We start from the raw sequence: 18204 nt of genomic DNA, 5'->3' as shown, positions 1-18204 counted from the left end.
ATTAATTCCTTTTAAACTGCCAGCTCAGACTTAACAGAATTTGTCTTGGATTTGAATAGTAGGTAGGCGGTGTGATGTATTCCTCCAGGGGATGAACCGCCGGATGATCTTCATGTTCCTGCACCGCGTGCCCGGCATAGGTGGGAATCAGGGAATATCCTGCCCGGCCTGTGTCATCGTGCACATAATTTTCATTCAGACGGTCAAAGAGATTGTAAATCTTCAATGCCAGCCTGAAGCGGCTTTTCATCACATAAAAATCATAATATGCCTGCATATCCGTCGTCATGTGAAAGGGCTTGTTGTCCGAATTTTCCTCGGCATTCCGTTGTCCCTGTACCGCCGGTGTATAGGGTTTGCCGGTTGAAAAGCGGTTCAGGAAAGAGATTCCGGCATTTTGTACGGGACGAATCGTGATATTGGCATTCACCGAATGGCGGACATCCCAGGCCAGAGGCACCACATACTTTTCCGATTCAATCGGTGGGATCTGCAAATTGTCATAATACGCCGCATCGGGTGATGAGGAATTCCCCTCAGCCAGCTGATAGGTATAATCCAGATTCAGGGTCAAAGCATGTCCGCTTCGCTGCGTAAACGAAAAAGTAATCCCGCGGACATTTCCATAATCCTCGGTGACATACTTTGTGTAGCGGAATGTATTGTCGATAAAATTATATTCTGAAGAAAGCCAGTTGATAATATCCCTGTAAAAAAGGGTCACATCGATGGCCGTGGTCATGGAGAGCTGTTGCTGGAAACCCAGTTCATACATGACCGTTTTCTGTGCATTCAGATTGGGATTCCCAAACTGGGTTACTCCCGATGTCCGCTTCAGATCCGGATTCCGGTAAAGGTAGTAAAAGGATGGCATCTGGAAAAAATGGCCATACGAGAAATGAATGAAGCCCTGATCCGTAATGGGAAAACTGAGTCCAAGCCTCGGACTGAACTGCGATTTGGGAGATGCCTCCACCGTATCGGATTGGGCGGGATGGGTGGCATCTGAAAAGGTATAATCATTGGCATCAAAATAATCATAGCGCAACCCGATATTCATGATAAAATCCTGCAACTCAATTTTATCCTGGATATAGGCGCTGAAATCAAAGGGGTAACGTGTATAATCGTCATGAGCCGATGAGCTGACATCAGGAATATAGGGTTCCCACATAGTCCGGCTGCTCATTTCGATAGCCATGTTGTTCCGGTGATAGGTATGAAAATTGGCTTCAGCCCCGGTCCGGATGAGATGATTCCGGGTGACCTGGCTGGTCAGATCAAATTTAACGGTGGATGTCAATTCATCACTCAGGTAATAGCCTGTGTTTTGGCCCCCGTAAATAAAATGATACGAAGGCACATCACTCCGGGCGGTATTGACTACATAATGGGGAACACTCACGGAATCGCCGATGGTATACCAAACCGGATTGGGAATAAAGCTTCCATGTTCCTTAATAAAATCCCAGTCTACAGAGACAACCGTCAATTGACCGTCGTCATTTAAATCTTCCGTGAAAGGAGACCCATCGCTTTTTCGGCCCAGTTCATCAATTCTGCCGTTTCCATTAATATCTTCGTTCCATTCAAAGGGCATATCCAGTTTATGGACATAATCTTCTGCATGCTTGTCAGAATGACTGAATTTGAGGGTATAATAGGTTTTGTTGGATAGGGAGTGTGTAAAATGAAGGGCATGAAATACATATTGGTTTTCATGCTGATACCGGCCGTTGGGATTGTATTTCCAGGCATGGTCATAATTCTGCCAGTCACTTTTTTCCGCTGCCACCTGGTACATCAATTTTGTGTTATCTGTAGGAGTGACAAACAATTTCATCATGGTGTTCACGGAAAAATTATCATTCAGTGCCACACGCTGTGAATCGCCGGTCATCATAATGTCCCACTGGTCTCCCACTAGGGAGTAGCTGTCGTAAGTATTATGCTCGCGTACCCCATACAGCCAGCCTTTGGAATTCTTGATCGTACCTGTTATAAAGAATCCGCTGTTTTTCAGCAAAGGGATAGGGCCGCTCACATCAAAATCGGTCCGTAAAAAGGTCGTGGGGTTGTATTCGTCCACATCGGTAAAGACATGGGTATTTTGGGAAAACATATCACCGGCCTGTAATTTCACATTTCCGGACAGATCCCGGCTGGCGTCCTTGGTTGTGATATTGACAATACCGCTCATAGCCTTGCCGTATTCTGCATTGAAGGTTCCGGAGATCAGGGTCAATTCCGAAATAATATTCGTGGAAATGGATTGTCCGAGATTCGCATTGACAGGAATTCCATCGATCATATACACCACTTCCGAGGAGCGGCCGCCCCGGATATGGAGGGCACCGTCCGAACCCTGGGTTACCCCGGCCTGTGTGGAAAGGATGGCTGAAGAACTTTCAACGGGCATCACTTCAAGGTCTTCTTCTGTTACCGTGGATTTTGAAGAAGTCAGGTCTGAGCGGACCAGGGGTTGTTCCGCCACCACGACAACTTCTTCTCCCTGAAGAACTGTCGGTTCAAGCTGGATATTCACTGTACGGGTCATATCCGAATTGACCTGAATATTTTGAATCCTTGCGGTTTTAAACCCAATGGATGTGGCCATTATTTCATAAGTCCCCGGAGGAACATTTAATATGGTGTAATAGCCTTCATCATCCGAGGCCGCCCCCAGGGATTCATTGACAACCATAATGTTGACACCCATAAGGGGTTCACCGCTCTCACCGTGGGTTACCCGGCCGGCAATTTTTCCGCCTGTAGCGCCCTGCAGGAATCCGGCTACACAAAAAAGTGATATGCAGAATGTACTAATCCGTCTTTTCCATCCAGCTAACATAGTTTTCCCTATTATCAAATATAAAAGGCGACCGCACCGGAAATGCTCCCATACGGTCGCCTATGTTCAGTTACGATTATTTAAGGTATGTGACTTTGCGGGTCTTGGTGAAATTTCCATACTTCAATGAATAGAAATAAACACCACTGGCAACTTCTTTACCCAGGGCATTGGTCCCGTTCCAGGTTACGGAATAGCTACCTTTCTGATAGGTCTTTCCGTCAATCAGGCGGGTCACTTCCTGTCCCAGCTCATTGTAAACAATCAGAGAAATCTCTTTGTTTACAGGGAGTGTAAATTCAATCACCGTTGTGGGATTGAAGGGATTGGGATAAGCTGCAGCCAGTTTATAATCATTCGGTGTGATTACCGGAAGGTCTTTCACTGAAACCACATCTCCAACCTCGACGACCCGGATAATCCAGTTGTGGGGATTGGCGATAGTTGTTGTATCTGTCTCGGTTTCAATGACGATAGAATCCGGTACACCCTGATGTGCCGTAATCAGTTCTTCTTTACCATCTCCGTCAATGTCTGCAGGCCACATCTTGGCAATAAACATTTCCGGGAAACTGGCATCAATCGTGTCCGTTTTGAAAACGGTAAATTCTGAACCGTCCCAGCGAATCAGGTCACCGGTATTGTAAGAAGATCCTACGTAGATCTCTTTTGTTCCGTCACCATTTGCATCGGCAGCGGCAACACCAAAGATGGCACTTACAGGATCAGCACCGGCAGTGGTGTCATTCAAAATCGTAAATTCATCCATGGTGAGGGTAGTGGCCTCTCCATCCAGATCTTCCACTTTCCACAGATGTCCACTGTAGTAATTAGACACGTACACTTCGTCTTTCCCGTCGCCATCCAGATCGGCGGCATCGGGATGCATCAGACACACATGGTCGTCAGGATACGTTACATTGACATTGGTTGTATCACCAAGTGTATACGCATCGGGACCGGTGGCTTCCACAACAAAGTTGTTGAAATAATTCCACACATGGCAGAACATCTCTTTGTTGCCGTCGCCATCCAGATCAGAAACTGTCAGGGTATTGGGAGAGCCGCCGCCCAGACGGTTGTCCAGATCAAAAAGCGGATCATCAGGACCTACAGTTCCCATATCCACATCACGGGCAGAAACAACATATTCACTGACCAGAGTTCCAAAGCCACCCTGGAGATCTCCTGTAGCCGACATAATGGCAAAGAAATCTCCGGAATGCCTGTAAGCCACTGTATCTGTTTCCGTTGTATCGCCATAATCAAAGACCATACTGGGACCGTTAAAGGGAACCAGTAATTCTTCAGTATCGTCTCCGTCGACATCATCCACCAGGAAATATTCCACGCGGGTAGCTCCCATGGCTCCAACGCCGTTGAAGTTGAAGATCTGTCCCAGGCCATTGAGAGTATAATGGACCGGATCTTTGAAACCGTTATCCGTTCCGTCTGCTTCATAGATGTACAGACCGCCATTGGGATCATCCGTATAGTAACCACGGAAGAAAATGACTTCTTTCAGTCCGTCGCCATCCAGATCGGCCACCTGAACCATGCGGGTTCCGGTTGAATAGGTTGTGGAGGTTGTATCGGAGTGCCAGATCACTTCCATGGCACCATCTCCGGTATATTCCAGTCCCACAACTCCGCCGCCCTGGCCGTAGTGAACGGCATAGACTTCCATTTTTCCGTCTCCATCCAGGTCATAGCCGCCGGTTACTCCCCGGCTTCCACTGGTGCCATACCAGGCCGCTGTACTGTCCGTGGGATCATATTCCATATACGCCACGGTTTGAGCCGATTCGGCCCAGAGGGCTGATACCATAAATAACAGTACCAGGACAGTTAGCATTCGTTTCATTCCGAACTCCTTTCTATGTTTGTTCTTTTAATTGGATCTGTCATGCTTATTTAGCTTTTTTCTATTTTAATTTGAAATGTATATCTTTCTATTTCAATAGTCAAAGGATAAAAATTTTTGATAGATTGAATATTCTTGCAGTTTCGGTATTTTTAAGAGGTATCCTGTCTCTTGTCGTTGACATTCCCCCCAGATGGAAATAAATTCAAAGTTATCTGCAATGACCCCAAAACGAACAGGCAGGTTGGATTTCAAAAGCCCGTGAAGGGGGTGGGAAAATCATGGCAGAAATGATCTGAAACCGCGGTATCAATCGGGAGATTTTCATGTACAAACCGGTATCAAGTAAAGTGGACTTCATCCAGCTGGAACACGAAAAGCTGAAATTCTGGGAAGAAAAAGGCATTTTCAATAAACTGCGTGTACAAAACAAAGGGCATAAGAAATGGTCCTTTCTGGACGGACCCATTACAGCCAATAACCCCATGGGAGTCCACCATGCCTGGGGAAGAACCCTGAAGGATGTCTTTAACCGCTATCATTCCATGCTGGGGGAAGAACTCCGGTATCAGAATGGTTTTGACTGCCAGGGACTCTGGGTCGAAGTGGAAGTGGAAAAAGAGCTTGGGTTTAAATCCAAGACAGATATTGAAGCCTACGGCATTGAAAAATTTGTCCAGGCCTGCAAAGACCGGGTAAATAAATACTCAAAAATCCAAACGAAACAATCCATCCGGCTGGGATATTGGATGGACTGGGATCATTCATATTATACCATGTCCGATGAAAACAATTATACCATCTGGCATTTTTTGAAAAAGTGCTACGACCGGGGCATGATTTACAAAGGATATGATGTGATGCCCTGGTGTCCCCAGTGCGGATCTGCCATGAGTGAACATGAAATCGCAACTGAAGGATACAAAGAGCTAACCCACCCCACGATTTTCGCCAAATTCCGTCTGAAACATAAAGAAAACGAATACCTGCTGGTCTGGACCACCACTCCCTGGACACTTGCCGCCAATACTGCCGCGGCGGTCCATCCGGACCTGGATTATGTCAAAGTAAAACAGGGTGATGAAATTTATTACCTGGCACAGAATCTTACAGACATCCTCAAGGGAGAATATTCCCTCGTGGAAACCCTGAAGGGAACAGATTTACTGGGACTGGAATATGGCGGACCTTTCGATGAACTCACAGCCCAGAAGGGTGTCCGTCACATTGTGATCGCCTGGGATGAAGTCAGCGATTCCGACGGAACAGGCATTGTCCATATTGCTCCCGGATGTGGTAAAGAGGACTTTGCCCTGTCCAAGGAAAATGAGATAGCCGTCATTGCTCCCATCGACGAGTTTGGAAATTATCTGGAAGGATTTGACTGGCTTACCGGTAAAAATGTCCAGTCTATCGCCCCTGATATTTTTTCATCCCTCAAGGAAAAAGGCATTCTCTACAAGCGGGATCAGATCACGCACCGTTATCCCACCTGCTGGCGACATGGCACGGAACTGGTCTTCCGCCTGGTAGATGAGTGGTTTATTTCCATGGATGAACTTCGCCATGAAATTGCGAAGGTCGTGGATGATATCCAGTGGATACCCGCCTGGGGCCGGGAACGGGAATTGGACTGGCTGAGAAACATGCATGACTGGATGATCTCCAAAAAGCGGTATTGGGGACTCAGTCTGCCGATCTGGGTCTGTGATGCCTGCGGCCATTTTGAGGTCATCGGCGGTAAAGAAGAGCTTAAAGAACGGGCCGTTAAGGGCTGGGAAGAATTTGAAGGACACAGTCCACACAAACCATATATTGACAAGGTTGAAATTGCTTGTTCCAAATGCGGCGGTGTCTCCAAACGGGTTCCCGATGTAGGAAATCCCTGGCTCGATGCCGGGATTGTACCCTACAGCACCCTGGGATACCTTTCAAACCGGGAATACTGGAAACAATGGTTCCCTGCAGACTTTGTCACCGAAAGCCTTCCGGGGCAGTTCCGGAACTGGTTTTATTCACTCCTGGCCATGAGCACGGTTCTGGAAAAGAAAGCACCCTTTAAAACCTTGTTGGGACATGCCCTGGTAAAGGATGAGCATGGCAACGACATGCATAAAAGCGCCGGCAATGCCATCTGGTTTGAGGATGCAGCAGACAAGATGGGTGTGGACGTGATGCGGTGGATCTTTACGGCTCACAATCCGGAAAATAACCTCAATTTCGGATATGGACCCGCTGATGAAATCCGAAAAAAACTCCTCACGCTTTGGAATATGTATTCATTTTATATCACCTACGCCGATCTGGATGAATATAATCCGGTTACCGGAAAGGTGGACCGGGAATCATTGACCGAACTGGATCGCTGGGCATTGTCCAAAATCCATACCTTTGTCAAAGAAGCCCGGTATGATTACGACAACTACCATGTTGAACGGCTTATGCGGAAATTCGAATTACTTCTGGATAACCTGTCTAACTGGTATGTCCGTCGTAGCCGCCGCCGTTTTTGGAAAAGTGAAAATGACGGCGACAAACTGGCAGCCTATTTTACTCTGTATACAGCCCTGAAAACCATCATTCTTACAATGGCTCCCATCATGCCTTTCGTGACAGAAGAGATCTACCAGAACATGGTTCTTTCCGTAGATAAAAACGCCCCGGAGAGTATCCATCTGAATCCCTTTCCCGAAGCGGATGAATCATGCATTGACGAAGCACTTTCCGAACGGATAGATACCATCATCAAGATTGTGGAACTGGGCCGTTCCGCCCGGAACAAAGCCAATATCCGCACACGGCAACCGCTGTCCAATGTGATCGTCAAACCGGCTCGTAAAAGCGAAAGTGATCACATTTTGGCCTTAAAGGACCAGATTCTTGAAGAACTGAACATCAAGGATGTGACCCTTACGGAAAATCCCCAGGATTATATTCGCTTTGTCATCAAGCCCAACTACAAACTGCTTGGACAGAAACTGGGAAAAGATATGCCCGTCGTTGCCAAAGCTTTGGCTGAATTGAATGCCGACGAAACGGCGGAAAAGGTCCGCAGGGGCGAGAGTATCCGGGTGAAGGGATATACCCTGGAACCTTCGGAAATTCAGGTGAATATGGAAGAGCAGCCAAATCTTGCGGCTGTAGAAGATAAAGGGTATTTTCTGGCCCTGAATACAGAATTGACACCGGCATTGAAAGATGAGGGACTCATCCGGGATCTGGTCCGGCATATTCAGACCCTTCGAAAAGATGCCGATTTTCGTGTAGACGACCGGATCCATCTGGGCATTCAGGGCCCTGACCCGGTAAAAAGAGCTGTCCAGGCCCATCAGGATTATCTCATGACAGAAACCCTTGCAGATGAATTGTCAGAAACCGTAGATTATCCTGAGGCCACAAAAGCACTGAAACTTGAAGGTGCTGAAATAAGCATGATGATCAAACGATTAAGCAAAGAAGGAACCGGTAATGGCTGACAAAAAGAATAAAGGTCTCACGGCCAAAGAACGGCAACATTTCAGGGAAGTCATCCTGAAAAAAAGAGAAGAAACCATGGAGCAGCTGGATGAAAAACGCCAGGCTTTCATGGACAATTCTCCGACAGGTGGTTCGGCACAAATTGATTCCAATTATGCCTATCACATGGCTGATGTGGGAACCGACGCCCAGGAACGAGAAAAAGCCTTCATGCATTATACCCGTGAATTCAAATATCTGAATTATCTGAATGAAGCACTCAACCGGGTGGATAATGACCCGGAATATGGTTTTTGCGTGGAATGCGGCAGCCGCATACCCAATGAACGGCTCGAGGAAGTGCCCCATACCCGTCATTGTGTAAACTGCAAATCAAAAATTAAATAATCTCAGGGCCGGCACGGGTTGACCCGGAAATTGGTATATGATCCACAAGACACTTAAACTTTCTACGCGCCGGGTTCGGTTTGCTTTAATCGTCATCTGTGTGGTGTTACTGGATCAATGGACAAAAGTTCTGACCCGATCACATTTCAGCATCCCTGTACGGAATCCGATTCATCTTCTTGGGGATAATCTGATCATCACCCGGGTTGAAAACCACGGCGTAGCCTTCGGTATTCACTTTCCCGGGATTCATATTATTTCTTATCTGGGTTTTATAGTGATTATCCTCTATCTGTTTTACCAGTACCGGCGGGAGGCTTACAGCCTGCTGAATGACATTGCTTTCAGCCTGATCATTGGAGGTGCCCTGGGCAATTTTTACGACCGGCTTTTCCGGGGCACAGTTACAGACATGATTCAGATGGGGATATCCGGATATTACTGGCCGGTTTATAACATTGCGGATTCAGCCATAACCATCGGAGTGCTGCTTTTTATTCTGGGAACATTTCTCCAGAATCGACAAATCAAACATGCTGACGGATGAACTCTATGAAGAGACAATGGATACGCAGACGTATCAGATCATTGTCTCTCCACATCAAAAGTCCCTGCGTCTCGACCGTTTTATTGCCGAGTCCATTCCCCGTATCTCACGGACACGGGTTCAGTTACTCATCGAAAACGGCCACATCCTCCGGAACGGCCAAGTCATTGATAAAGCCTCTTTGAAAATCTCCCCCGGGGATATCCTGACCATTAGCATACCCCAACGGCGGCCTTTGACGGTTGAGCCGGAGATGATCCCCCTTCAGATCGTCTATGAGGATGATGATCTGATCGTGATCAACAAACCACCGGATATGGTTGTCCACCCGGCAGCAGGAAACCGGACCGGGACACTGGTCAACGCCCTGGCCCATTATTGTACAACGCTTTCAACCGCCGGAGGATATTACCGCCCGGGCATCATTCACCGGCTGGATAAAGATACTTCAGGAACCATAATCGCCGCGAAAAATGATGTCGCCCACAATGAAATGGCCCGGAAATTTGAATACCGGAAAATCGAGAAATATTATCTGGCACTGGTCTGGGGAACCATCACACCTTCTTCCGGCGTCATTCTGGATCCTATCGGACGGGATCCCTCCAACCGCAAAAAGTTCGCCGTTGTACCTGACGGTAAAGATGCTGAAACCCGGTATGAAGTCTTAGCGGATCTGGATTTTCTCAGTCTGGTCCGACTACGGATTATCACCGGCCGGACACATCAGATCCGGGTCCACATGGCTTACAGCGGTCACCCGGTTTTGGGAGACAGCACCTATGGAGGGCGGACAAAAAAATTAAAAAGCCTGAAACCGCGTCAACGGGAAAAAGCCGTTCAGGTTTTGGACTGCATTCACCGACAGGCACTTCACAGTTATGAGATGTTTTTTGATCATCCCCGGACCGGAGAACCGGTGCATGTCCGCTCTACCCTGCCCAGGGATATGTGTGAAGTCCTTCAGATTTTAGGCTATGACGGGGAATCCCTATGTTAAGTTATGATACATGCCTGAACCGTTTTCTTTCCTATCTTCACGAAATACGGGGTTATTCCGCCAACACCCTGGAAGCATACGGCAGGGATTTACTCCAGTTCAGGGATTATTGCCGGGATTATTACAGCGAGCCGGAAATCGATATAAAAAAGATTGACAAACTGACACTCCGGCATTTCCTGGGTAAACTTTCTGAAGAAGGGCAGTCTGCCAAAACCATCGCCCGGAAACTGGCGGCGTTAAAATCCCTTTTCAAATTTGCCATGCGGAATGAATGGATCGATAAAAACCCGGCCTATGCCATCCGTTCGCCGAAACTCCCTTCAAAATTGCCGGTTTTTATCACACAGGAACAGATGAGAGCCCTTTTCCGTTCAATACCTGCAGACACGTTCATACACAGCCGGGATAAAGCCCTGGTGGATCTGATTTACAGCACGGGAATGCGTCTGAATGAGTTGGTTCAGTTGAATATCATGGATTTGAATACACATGGAAATACCGTTTCGGTTGTAGGTAAGGGAGATAAGCAACGGGTCCTGCCCGTCGGCACAGAAACCATGAAGAGCCTTGACGCTTATCTGGCTTTCAGACGGGAAAAATTTGGAAGCTTTGAAACCTCTTCCCCCCTTTTTATCTCTAAACAAAATAAACGGATCAGTCCACGGGATGTCCAATACCGTATTGAAAAAATCATCCGGGCCTTTTCTGAAGGTGCCCGGAAAAATAGTCCCCATGTCCTTCGCCACTCCTTTGCCACACACCTGTTGGAAAACGGAGCCGATCTTCAGGCGGTCCGGTCCCTTTTGGGACACTCAAGTCTTTCTACAACCCAGATTTATACCCATGTGAACACAGGACGACTTAAGGATGTCTACCGGCAGGCACATCCCCGGGCCGGTAGACGGAATAAACCCAATAACATGAACGGAGGCCACGATGAGAGTTGAAATCACGGCAAGACACCTGAATGTTTCAGACAAGATGAAACAGTATGTACAGGATGAATTAAACCGCCTGACCAAAGTTTTTGAACGCATTGTCGATGTCCATGTCATCATCGAGGATGCAGCAGCCGGTCAGGTGAAAACCGAACTCATAGTGAATGTCCCCGGAAAAACATTGACCATCGAAGAAAAAAGCCGTGAACTCACAAAAGCCGTTGACCAGGCTGTGGCAAAAATGGTAAGGCAATTGAAAAAATATAAAGATAAATTTTAGGGATGACACTTGAACTGACCATACAGCGCCTTCTGAATGAAATCGGAGCCAAACTCCGCATTGTTCAGTTAAACGGCCGGGTAGGGCGGAAGAATATCATCCGCTCATCCAAGGTAAATATTCCCGGACTTGAATTGGCGGGATACTGGGATTTCTTTTCCCCAAAATCCCTGCAAATCCTCACAAATAAGGAAGTCAAATTCATATCCACCATCTCGGCCACCGCCATGAAATCCATCTTTCAGAGGATGTTTGCCTATGAAATACCGGCGGTTATCCTGCTGAAAGATCTGGAACTCCCCCCGCTTGTGGTGGACCTTGCCACGGAAATGAAAATCCCCCTTTTACAGACAAAGGTGGAAAACACCGATTTCCTGAAGGAAATCAATTCTTTCCTTTACAAGGAATTTGCACCCCGCATCAATGTCCATGGGACACTCCTGGATATTTACGGTGTGGGCGTTTTACTGACAGGCCGGAGCGGTATCGGGAAAAGTGAAATCGCCCTGGATTTGATTGAACGCGGACACCGGCTGGTTGCGGATGATGTGGTGAATATTGAAAAAGCCAGTGAAACCATCCTCATGGGTTACGGTGAAAAAATCCTGCAAAACACCTTGGAAATCAGGGGATTGGGTGTTGTCAACGTCCGGAAGGCATTCGGCATCCGCGCCGTCCGGCCCCGGAAACGCCTCGAGGTCCAGATTGAACTGGTGGAATGGGATTCTGAAGCCCAGTACGAACGTTTTGGACTGGATGAACAGAAAAATACCATCCTGGATGTGGATATCCCCTTTATAACCCTTCCCATCTATCCCGGAAAAAACATCACCGTGATCGCTGAAGTGATCGCCCTCAATTATATGCTCAAACTCCATGGAGAAGATCCTGCAAAAGAACTTCAGGAAGAATTGATGAACAAACTTAAGCTCCAGGCTTCGACCATGAATGACAAGCGGTTTAAAGGAGATTTTGAATAACCTTGAAACGGCAAAGGAGGCTTTTCTATGAAAGCAATCATACCCGCTGCCGGGATCGGAACCCGTCTGCGCCCCCATACACTTACACGTCCTAAAGTCATGCTCAATGTGGCCGGAAAACCCATCATCGGACATATTGCCGATACACTGACGGAAGCCGGCATTCACCAATTATCGATTATCGTCGGATATAAAAAAGAACGGGTGATGGATTATTTTAAAGGTAAAGAGGGACTCCAATGTGAGTTTCCGGAACAGAAAGAGATGCTGGGACTGGGTCATGCTGTATTATACGGACTGGAAGAGACGGATGAACCCGTATTGATCATACTCGGCGACACCATCATTAATACAGATTACAAGACATTCATCTCCCGGGAGACCCATACACTGGGTGTCGTTCAGGTGGATGATCCCAGACGTTTTGGCATAGTAGAAACCAATGAAGAGGGGCATGTGCTTTCCATGGTGGAAAAACCGGAAAACCCGCCGGGAAATCTGGCGATTGCGGGACTCTACCTGATCCGGAATCAGGGAATGCTGAAAGAAGCCATCGAAAAGCTGGTCCGGGACCAACAAAAAACCCGGGGAGAATACCAGCTTACGGACGCCCTCAAAATCATGATGGATCAGGGAGAAATATTTACCGCCGCCGAAATAGACAGCTGGCTGGATTGCGGAAAACAGGAAACCCTGCTGGAAACAAACCGCCTGATCCTGGAACAGAAAGGCTCCCGGCCTGGAAATGCCAAAAATTGCGCCATTATCCCCCCCGTGTATATTTCAGATGATGCCTCCGTGAAAAATTCCGTAATCGGTCCCTATGTATCCATCGGAGCCGGAGCCGATATATGCGGCTCTGTCATCCGGGATTCCATTATTTATGAAGAAGCCGACATCGAACATGCCCTTCTATCAGGAGCCATCATCGGTCAGAAAACCATCTGCAAGGGCCGGTTAAAACCAGTGAATCTGGGAGATTTTTCAGAATCTTTTGAATAAGGTTTGAAATGATTAAATTATCAGGATTTAAATAAAGGAGACATTATTGCGTATTACATACTTCACCTCTGAATCTGTCACAGAAGGTCATCCTGATAAAATATGCGATCAGATTTCCGATTCCATTCTGGATTCCATCCTGGAAAAAGATAAAGAAGCCAGGGTCGCCTGTGAAACCCTGGTGACAACCGGACTTGTCATGGTCGTTGGTGAAATCACCACCGAATGTTATGTAGACATTCCGGAAGTTGTCCGGAAAACCCTGAAACGCATCGGGTATGATAGTTATGACAGTGGACTCAGCTATGAAAACTGCGCGGTCATTGAATCCATCCATCCACAATCTCCTGATATAAAAAAGGGCGTTGACGAAACAGAAGGTCACGAGCAGGGTGCGGGAGATCAGGGACTCATGTTCGGTTTTGCCTGCAGGGAAACACCGGAATTGATGCCTCTCCCCATTTCGTTGGCACATAAACTGACACTCCGGATGTCCACCCTACGCAAAGAAGGGGAACTGCTCTGGGCACTTCCTGACGGAAAAAGCCAGGTGACTGTGGAATATCACGATGGGGTGCCTGCCCGGGTCAGCTCGGTGGTTATCGCCATTCATCACCGGAAAGATGCCGACACAGATAAAATCCGCAAGGATATCACCAACATGGTCATCAAACCAGTCCTGGGTAATCTGATGGACAATGAAACCACACTGCATATCAATGCCACCGGCCGGTTTGAAATGGGCGGACCCCAGGCGGATGCCGGTGTGACAGGACGGAAAATTATTGTAGATACCTACGGAGGATATGCCCGTCACGGCGGCGGTGCCTTCTCCGGAAAAGATCCCTCCAAAGTGGACCGGTCCGCTACCTATATGGCCCGGTACATTGCAAAGAATCTCGTGGCAGCCGGACTGGCAGACAGTTGTGAAATTCAACTGGCTTATTCCATCGGTGTAGCCGAGCCCGTGTCCGTCTTTGTTGAAACCTTTGGCACCGGAAAACTCCCGGATCATCAACTGGCAGACATTGCCAGGAAGGAATTCCCCCTGAAGCCTCATCAGATCATTGATTATCTGGATCTGAAGCGTCCGGTTTACCGGAAAACTGCAGCCTATGGCCATTTTGGCCGTGAAGATTGTGGCTTCAGCTGGGAAAAAACAGATAAGGCAGAGGAACTCAAAAAATATCTTTCCTGAGCCTTTCCGGTTTTTGGAAAATGAAACACCCTCATCATACATGGCTGTACATAAAAGCCTGTCTGGCATGTGTACTTTTCTGTACACTCTTTTTCTCTTCCTGTGACTTAAATGTCCCCACCAAGCTGGAACCTCCCGCCTGGAAAGCCTCACTTACGCTTCCCCTGATTTATGAACAATATCCGGTGATCGATCTGGAAAATGATTCCACGTTCTTTGCCGAAGGCGATACCATGTTCCTCCGCTTCGGCGGAGAACTGGGTCAGGTGGCCCTGTCCAAAAATAATTTCATCGTCCCGGTGAACACCGGTATTTCTGTACAGGAAGAAGGACAAACCCTCAGGGTTGACCCGGTCAGCAGGGATGTCAGCGATAAACTGACCCTTAAAGACATTGTAGGAGCAGATATCTCAACCATTCCACCGGATGTGTGGAATGATCAGATCAGTGAACCGGTTGCAGATGTGGATGAGATGGTAGATTTTGGAGAAGAAACGCGTGAAGAACTGGGACGATACTTTTCTGCTTATGCCCTGGAAACCGGTGAAGGCAGTTTTTTTGTAACAGATTTTCGAAACGATTTGCCGGGTCCTGTCCTTATCGATACAGTAAAAATCGAAGTCATCCGTGATGACATGTCCCGCTATGACCTGGTGGTGCACGAAGGAGGAACCGTTTCAGCCTACGGCACACTCAGGGATTCCACCGACTTGACAGGTAAAATGGTGGAAGGAACGCGACTGAATGCATCCATGGCGATTTACCGTGTCCCGGTCAGCGATACCCTTTATGCAAATCCCGATATTGAAACAGGACTTTATTACCGGCAAAACACCAAAATGTCCTTTACATCCATCCATGGACGCACAAAAGAAATAGTCCTCATGGATACAACTCTGGGATTTCCACTGCCCCAAAGCAACACACAGATTGAGGAAGGGGCATTGAGCGTGACCGGACCGGATACCAATGAAATCAGCATGTCTGTTTTAAACAACACTTTTGATGCACCTATCCGGTTCGGGCTCATCTTTCCCCAGATTCAATCACCTCCGCCGGGAAACCATCCTGCAGCATTTCCCGATACTCTGCTCACTCCAGGCCTGGACATGACCCTGGATCTGGGTGGATACCATGTTAAAAACAGTGACGACGATGAATTATTAGACAAGCTGGAATACACTTATCAGGTAAAAATCGACAGTGCCGCACCGGATGTGGCAGGATATAATGCCACCTTCCCCTTGAATGAAAGTATAGGAACCCTCCAGGTTGACTTTCAGGTAACGGACATGCGTTTTGATTCGTTGAAGGGGCAATTCAACATGCTGCTGCCAGGAGATGAACAACAGATGGAACTTCCGGAAGGCATCACCGGTATTGGCATTGCCGAACCAGAAATGACACTCCGAGTACGAAACCGTATTCTTCCTGTAAAACTGATGATGGATATTACAGCCATCAAGAAAACGGAATCCCGCACCATGCATGTGGAACCGTCTCTCAATCATCCGGATGCAGCAGCAACAGATTCAGCCGTTTCCATCATCAAGTTTAACCGACAGGGCATGTTTGTCTACTGGGATGACGAATCAAATTTGGTCCTGGAAGACGAGACACACCCCACAATTGCAGACCTGATAGATTTGAATCCCAAAAACTTCCGTATCAGCACCAGTGCCCTTGTGAGGGGTGAAGGAACAATTGGCATCGGAGACAGCCTGTGGGCTGATTATACACTGGAAGCCCCTTTTAAATTTCTGGCAAGCAGTCAGAGCTTTATGCCGAAAGAGCACACAACAATTGCTGCGTGGGATAGTTCTACAGCAGCTTTTATTAAGGAGAATGCGACGGGAGCCATTGTATATGCCAATCTGACCAATCACATCCCGATGCATGGAACATTTACCCTTCTCATGTCAGACAGCACGATTTTCCCTCAGGACACCCTGCCTGCGACTCTGGATTCACTGAATATTGCGGGTATGGGAAACAACCGGATCTATTTTAATAACGGGGATACCATTCGTCTGGATACACTTTTCTCAGTCCCTTTGCCCCGGGCAGGGGTAGATCCGGAAACAGGTATGATCATAACACCGGTGGATTCTATGATTACCGATACCGTTTCAGCAGAACTGGTGATTGAACTGACCCGCCAGGTCAAACATTATGTGATGCCCCGGATTGATCTTCAAACCAGTTCCGATTCCCTTATTTTTATCCGGCCCCAGGATTATATCGGCGTTCATGCCTATATCGGTTTCCGGGTTAACACCGGTGATTTTATCTACGGTTCCGATGATGAGGACGAGGAAGGCGGAGAATGATGCGACGCTTTCTTATCCTGTTTGTAGGGCTAACCGCCTTTTTGCAAGCCCAGTTTGACCGGGATCCCCGGGCTGTGGGACTGGCAGGAGCCTATGGCACAATTTCCCGTGGTTTTTCGGCTGTCGGGTGGAATCCGGCCAACCTTGCCTTTCCCGATTCTTCAGGCAATACACGTATCTCACTGGGGTATGTAGATTTTCGGATTCAAAATACAGTCCTCTCCCTGAAGGATGTAAATTATTATAACGGCCGCGATCTGGAAAGGCCCGATCCCTACACCGGAGAAATCCCCAAGGAAGGGTTTCTTGAACTGTTCCAGGAGGATGGATTCCGGGGAGAAGCCGGGCTTTCACTGGTTGTTCCTTTTCTGAGCCTGTCCCATAAAAACTGGGCTGTTACCACCCGGATGATCTCTGCAGCCGACTTCATCATGCCCTACGATTATGCGGATCTATTTGTAAATGGCAACAGAATCCTCAAAGATTATGATCTGACCATTGATCTCAACTCGATGGTCATGGCCGTTGCCGATTACTCGATGGGATTTCCCTTTGAATTCGGGGCTGTTGGATTCACACTCCGCTATTTCCAGGGATTGACCTATTATGGTTTTGACAGCGACGAATCCACGGCCCATTTCCTTACTGATACAACATCCCTTAAAGCCGGTGCCGAGTATATTACCCGGCTGATGTATGGCGGGACCGGTGCCGGATTGGACCTGGGTTACACCTCCAATCCCTGGAATGGCTGGCAGTTCAGTGTGGCACTGAACAATCTCTTTGCCCAGACCTACTGGAACAAACCCAGCTATGCACGGATGCTGCTGGGTGTTGATGAAGGAGATATTTATCAGAGTAAAAAGTATGTGTACCGTCTGAAAGAACTGACTCCCATGGATTTCTTCGGGGATACAACAGGCGTGATGCCAACATTTGAAGAAATTTATATGGCTGAGGAATCCTCACTCAATCCTCCTGATGGAGCCGTTAAAATCCGTTATCCCGCATGGGTCCGTTTTGGCCTCCGGCGGCAACTGAATCCGGAAGTTGTTTGGGTCAGCGATTTTTCAGCATCCTTTCACAATATCTTTTTTGCCCGGGATTCGTGGCTGTGGAGCAACGGTATCGAAATTGTCCGCTCACCCGCCTTCCCGGTTCGGGCCGGATTGGCCTGGGGTGGAAAAAATAACAAACATATCTCCTTCGGTTTTTCGGTAAAAACCTGGATTTTAAACCTGGATTTTGCCATGGCACTGCATAATGGATTCAGCCTGCAGACAGCAAAAGGAATCGAACTGGCTTTGGGTGGATATCTTGAGTTTTAGCAGCTTTTCCTGCAATCGA

At 47.7% G+C, this 18204-nt stretch carries 13 protein-coding genes; 11 read left to right on the top strand and 2 right to left on the bottom strand.

Annotation, left to right across the window (positions count from 1 at the left end; all coding sequences use genetic code 11):
• Position 1: 1 nt before the first annotated feature.
• Positions 2-2851 carry a TonB-dependent receptor domain-containing protein gene (locus strainIA91_RS01870; protein ID WP_400167403.1) on the bottom strand — a complete coding sequence of 950 codons (2850 nt, stop codon included), beginning with the start codon at positions 2849-2851 and terminating at the stop codon, positions 2-4.
• A gap of 76 nt (positions 2852-2927) precedes the next feature.
• Positions 2928-4715 (bottom strand): T9SS type A sorting domain-containing protein, encoded by a 1788-nt coding sequence (locus tag strainIA91_RS01865; protein ID WP_400167402.1) that lies wholly within the window; start codon positions 4713-4715, stop codon positions 2928-2930.
• Positions 4716-5041: 326 nt separating this feature from the next.
• On the opposite strand from strainIA91_RS01865, the gene ileS reads away from it, so the two are divergent.
• The 11 genes from ileS to strainIA91_RS01810 are packed head-to-tail and all read left to right on the top strand — an operon-like array spanning position 5042 to position 18185.
• Positions 5042-8191 (top strand): isoleucine--tRNA ligase, encoded by a 3150-nt coding sequence (ileS, locus tag strainIA91_RS01860; RefSeq protein ID WP_400167401.1) that lies wholly within the window; start codon positions 5042-5044, stop codon positions 8189-8191.
• Positions 8184-8579 carry a TraR/DksA family transcriptional regulator gene (locus strainIA91_RS01855; RefSeq protein WP_400167400.1) on the top strand — a complete coding sequence of 132 codons (396 nt, stop codon included), beginning with the start codon at positions 8184-8186 and terminating at the stop codon, positions 8577-8579. The genes ileS and strainIA91_RS01855 overlap by 8 nt, the downstream gene beginning before the upstream one ends.
• A 37-nt stretch (positions 8580-8616) precedes the next feature.
• Entirely contained in the window at positions 8617-9126 is a 510-nt protein-coding gene (gene lspA, locus strainIA91_RS01850; protein WP_400167399.1) for a signal peptidase II, read from the top strand.
• Positions 9113-10126, top strand: coding sequence for an RluA family pseudouridine synthase (locus tag strainIA91_RS01845; RefSeq protein ID WP_400167398.1), 1014 nt, complete (start codon positions 9113-9115; stop codon positions 10124-10126). Before lspA ends, strainIA91_RS01845 begins: the two co-directional genes overlap by 14 nt.
• A complete protein-coding gene (gene xerA / locus strainIA91_RS01840) occupies positions 10120-11076 on the top strand; it encodes a site-specific tyrosine recombinase/integron integrase (RefSeq protein ID WP_400167397.1) in 957 nt (318 codons plus the stop codon). The genes strainIA91_RS01845 and xerA overlap by 7 nt, the downstream gene beginning before the upstream one ends.
• A complete protein-coding gene (hpf, locus tag strainIA91_RS01835; RefSeq protein WP_400167396.1) occupies positions 11066-11347 on the top strand; it encodes a ribosome hibernation-promoting factor, HPF/YfiA family in 282 nt (93 codons plus the stop codon). Before xerA ends, hpf begins: the two co-directional genes overlap by 11 nt.
• Before the next feature lie 2 nt (positions 11348-11349).
• Complete coding sequence (gene hprK, locus strainIA91_RS01830; protein ID WP_400167395.1) at positions 11350-12327, top strand: HPr(Ser) kinase/phosphatase; 978 nt, start codon at positions 11350-11352, stop codon at positions 12325-12327.
• A 27-nt stretch (positions 12328-12354) separates the two neighbouring features.
• Entirely contained in the window at positions 12355-13329 is a 975-nt protein-coding gene (locus strainIA91_RS01825; RefSeq protein ID WP_400167394.1) for a sugar phosphate nucleotidyltransferase, read from the top strand.
• 46 nt (positions 13330-13375) lie between these two features.
• On the top strand, positions 13376-14527 hold the full coding sequence (gene metK, locus strainIA91_RS01820) for a methionine adenosyltransferase (protein ID WP_400167393.1): 1152 nt from the start codon (positions 13376-13378) through the stop codon (positions 14525-14527).
• 20 nt (positions 14528-14547) lie between these two features.
• Entirely contained in the window at positions 14548-16857 is a 2310-nt protein-coding gene (locus tag strainIA91_RS01815) for a hypothetical protein (RefSeq protein WP_400167392.1), read from the top strand.
• Positions 16854-18185 carry a hypothetical protein gene (locus strainIA91_RS01810; RefSeq protein WP_400167391.1) on the top strand — a complete coding sequence of 444 codons (1332 nt, stop codon included), beginning with the start codon at positions 16854-16856 and terminating at the stop codon, positions 18183-18185. Before strainIA91_RS01815 ends, strainIA91_RS01810 begins: the two co-directional genes overlap by 4 nt.
• Positions 18186-18204 lie beyond the last annotated feature (19 nt).

Source organism: Candidatus Neomarinimicrobiota bacterium (assembly GCA_041154365.1).
Lineage (GTDB): Bacteria > Fidelibacterota > Fidelibacteria > Fidelibacterales > Fidelibacteraceae > Fidelibacter > Fidelibacter multiformis.
The sequence above is the reverse complement of the archived record's forward strand: the minus strand, read 5'-3'. Positions and strand labels throughout refer to the sequence as shown.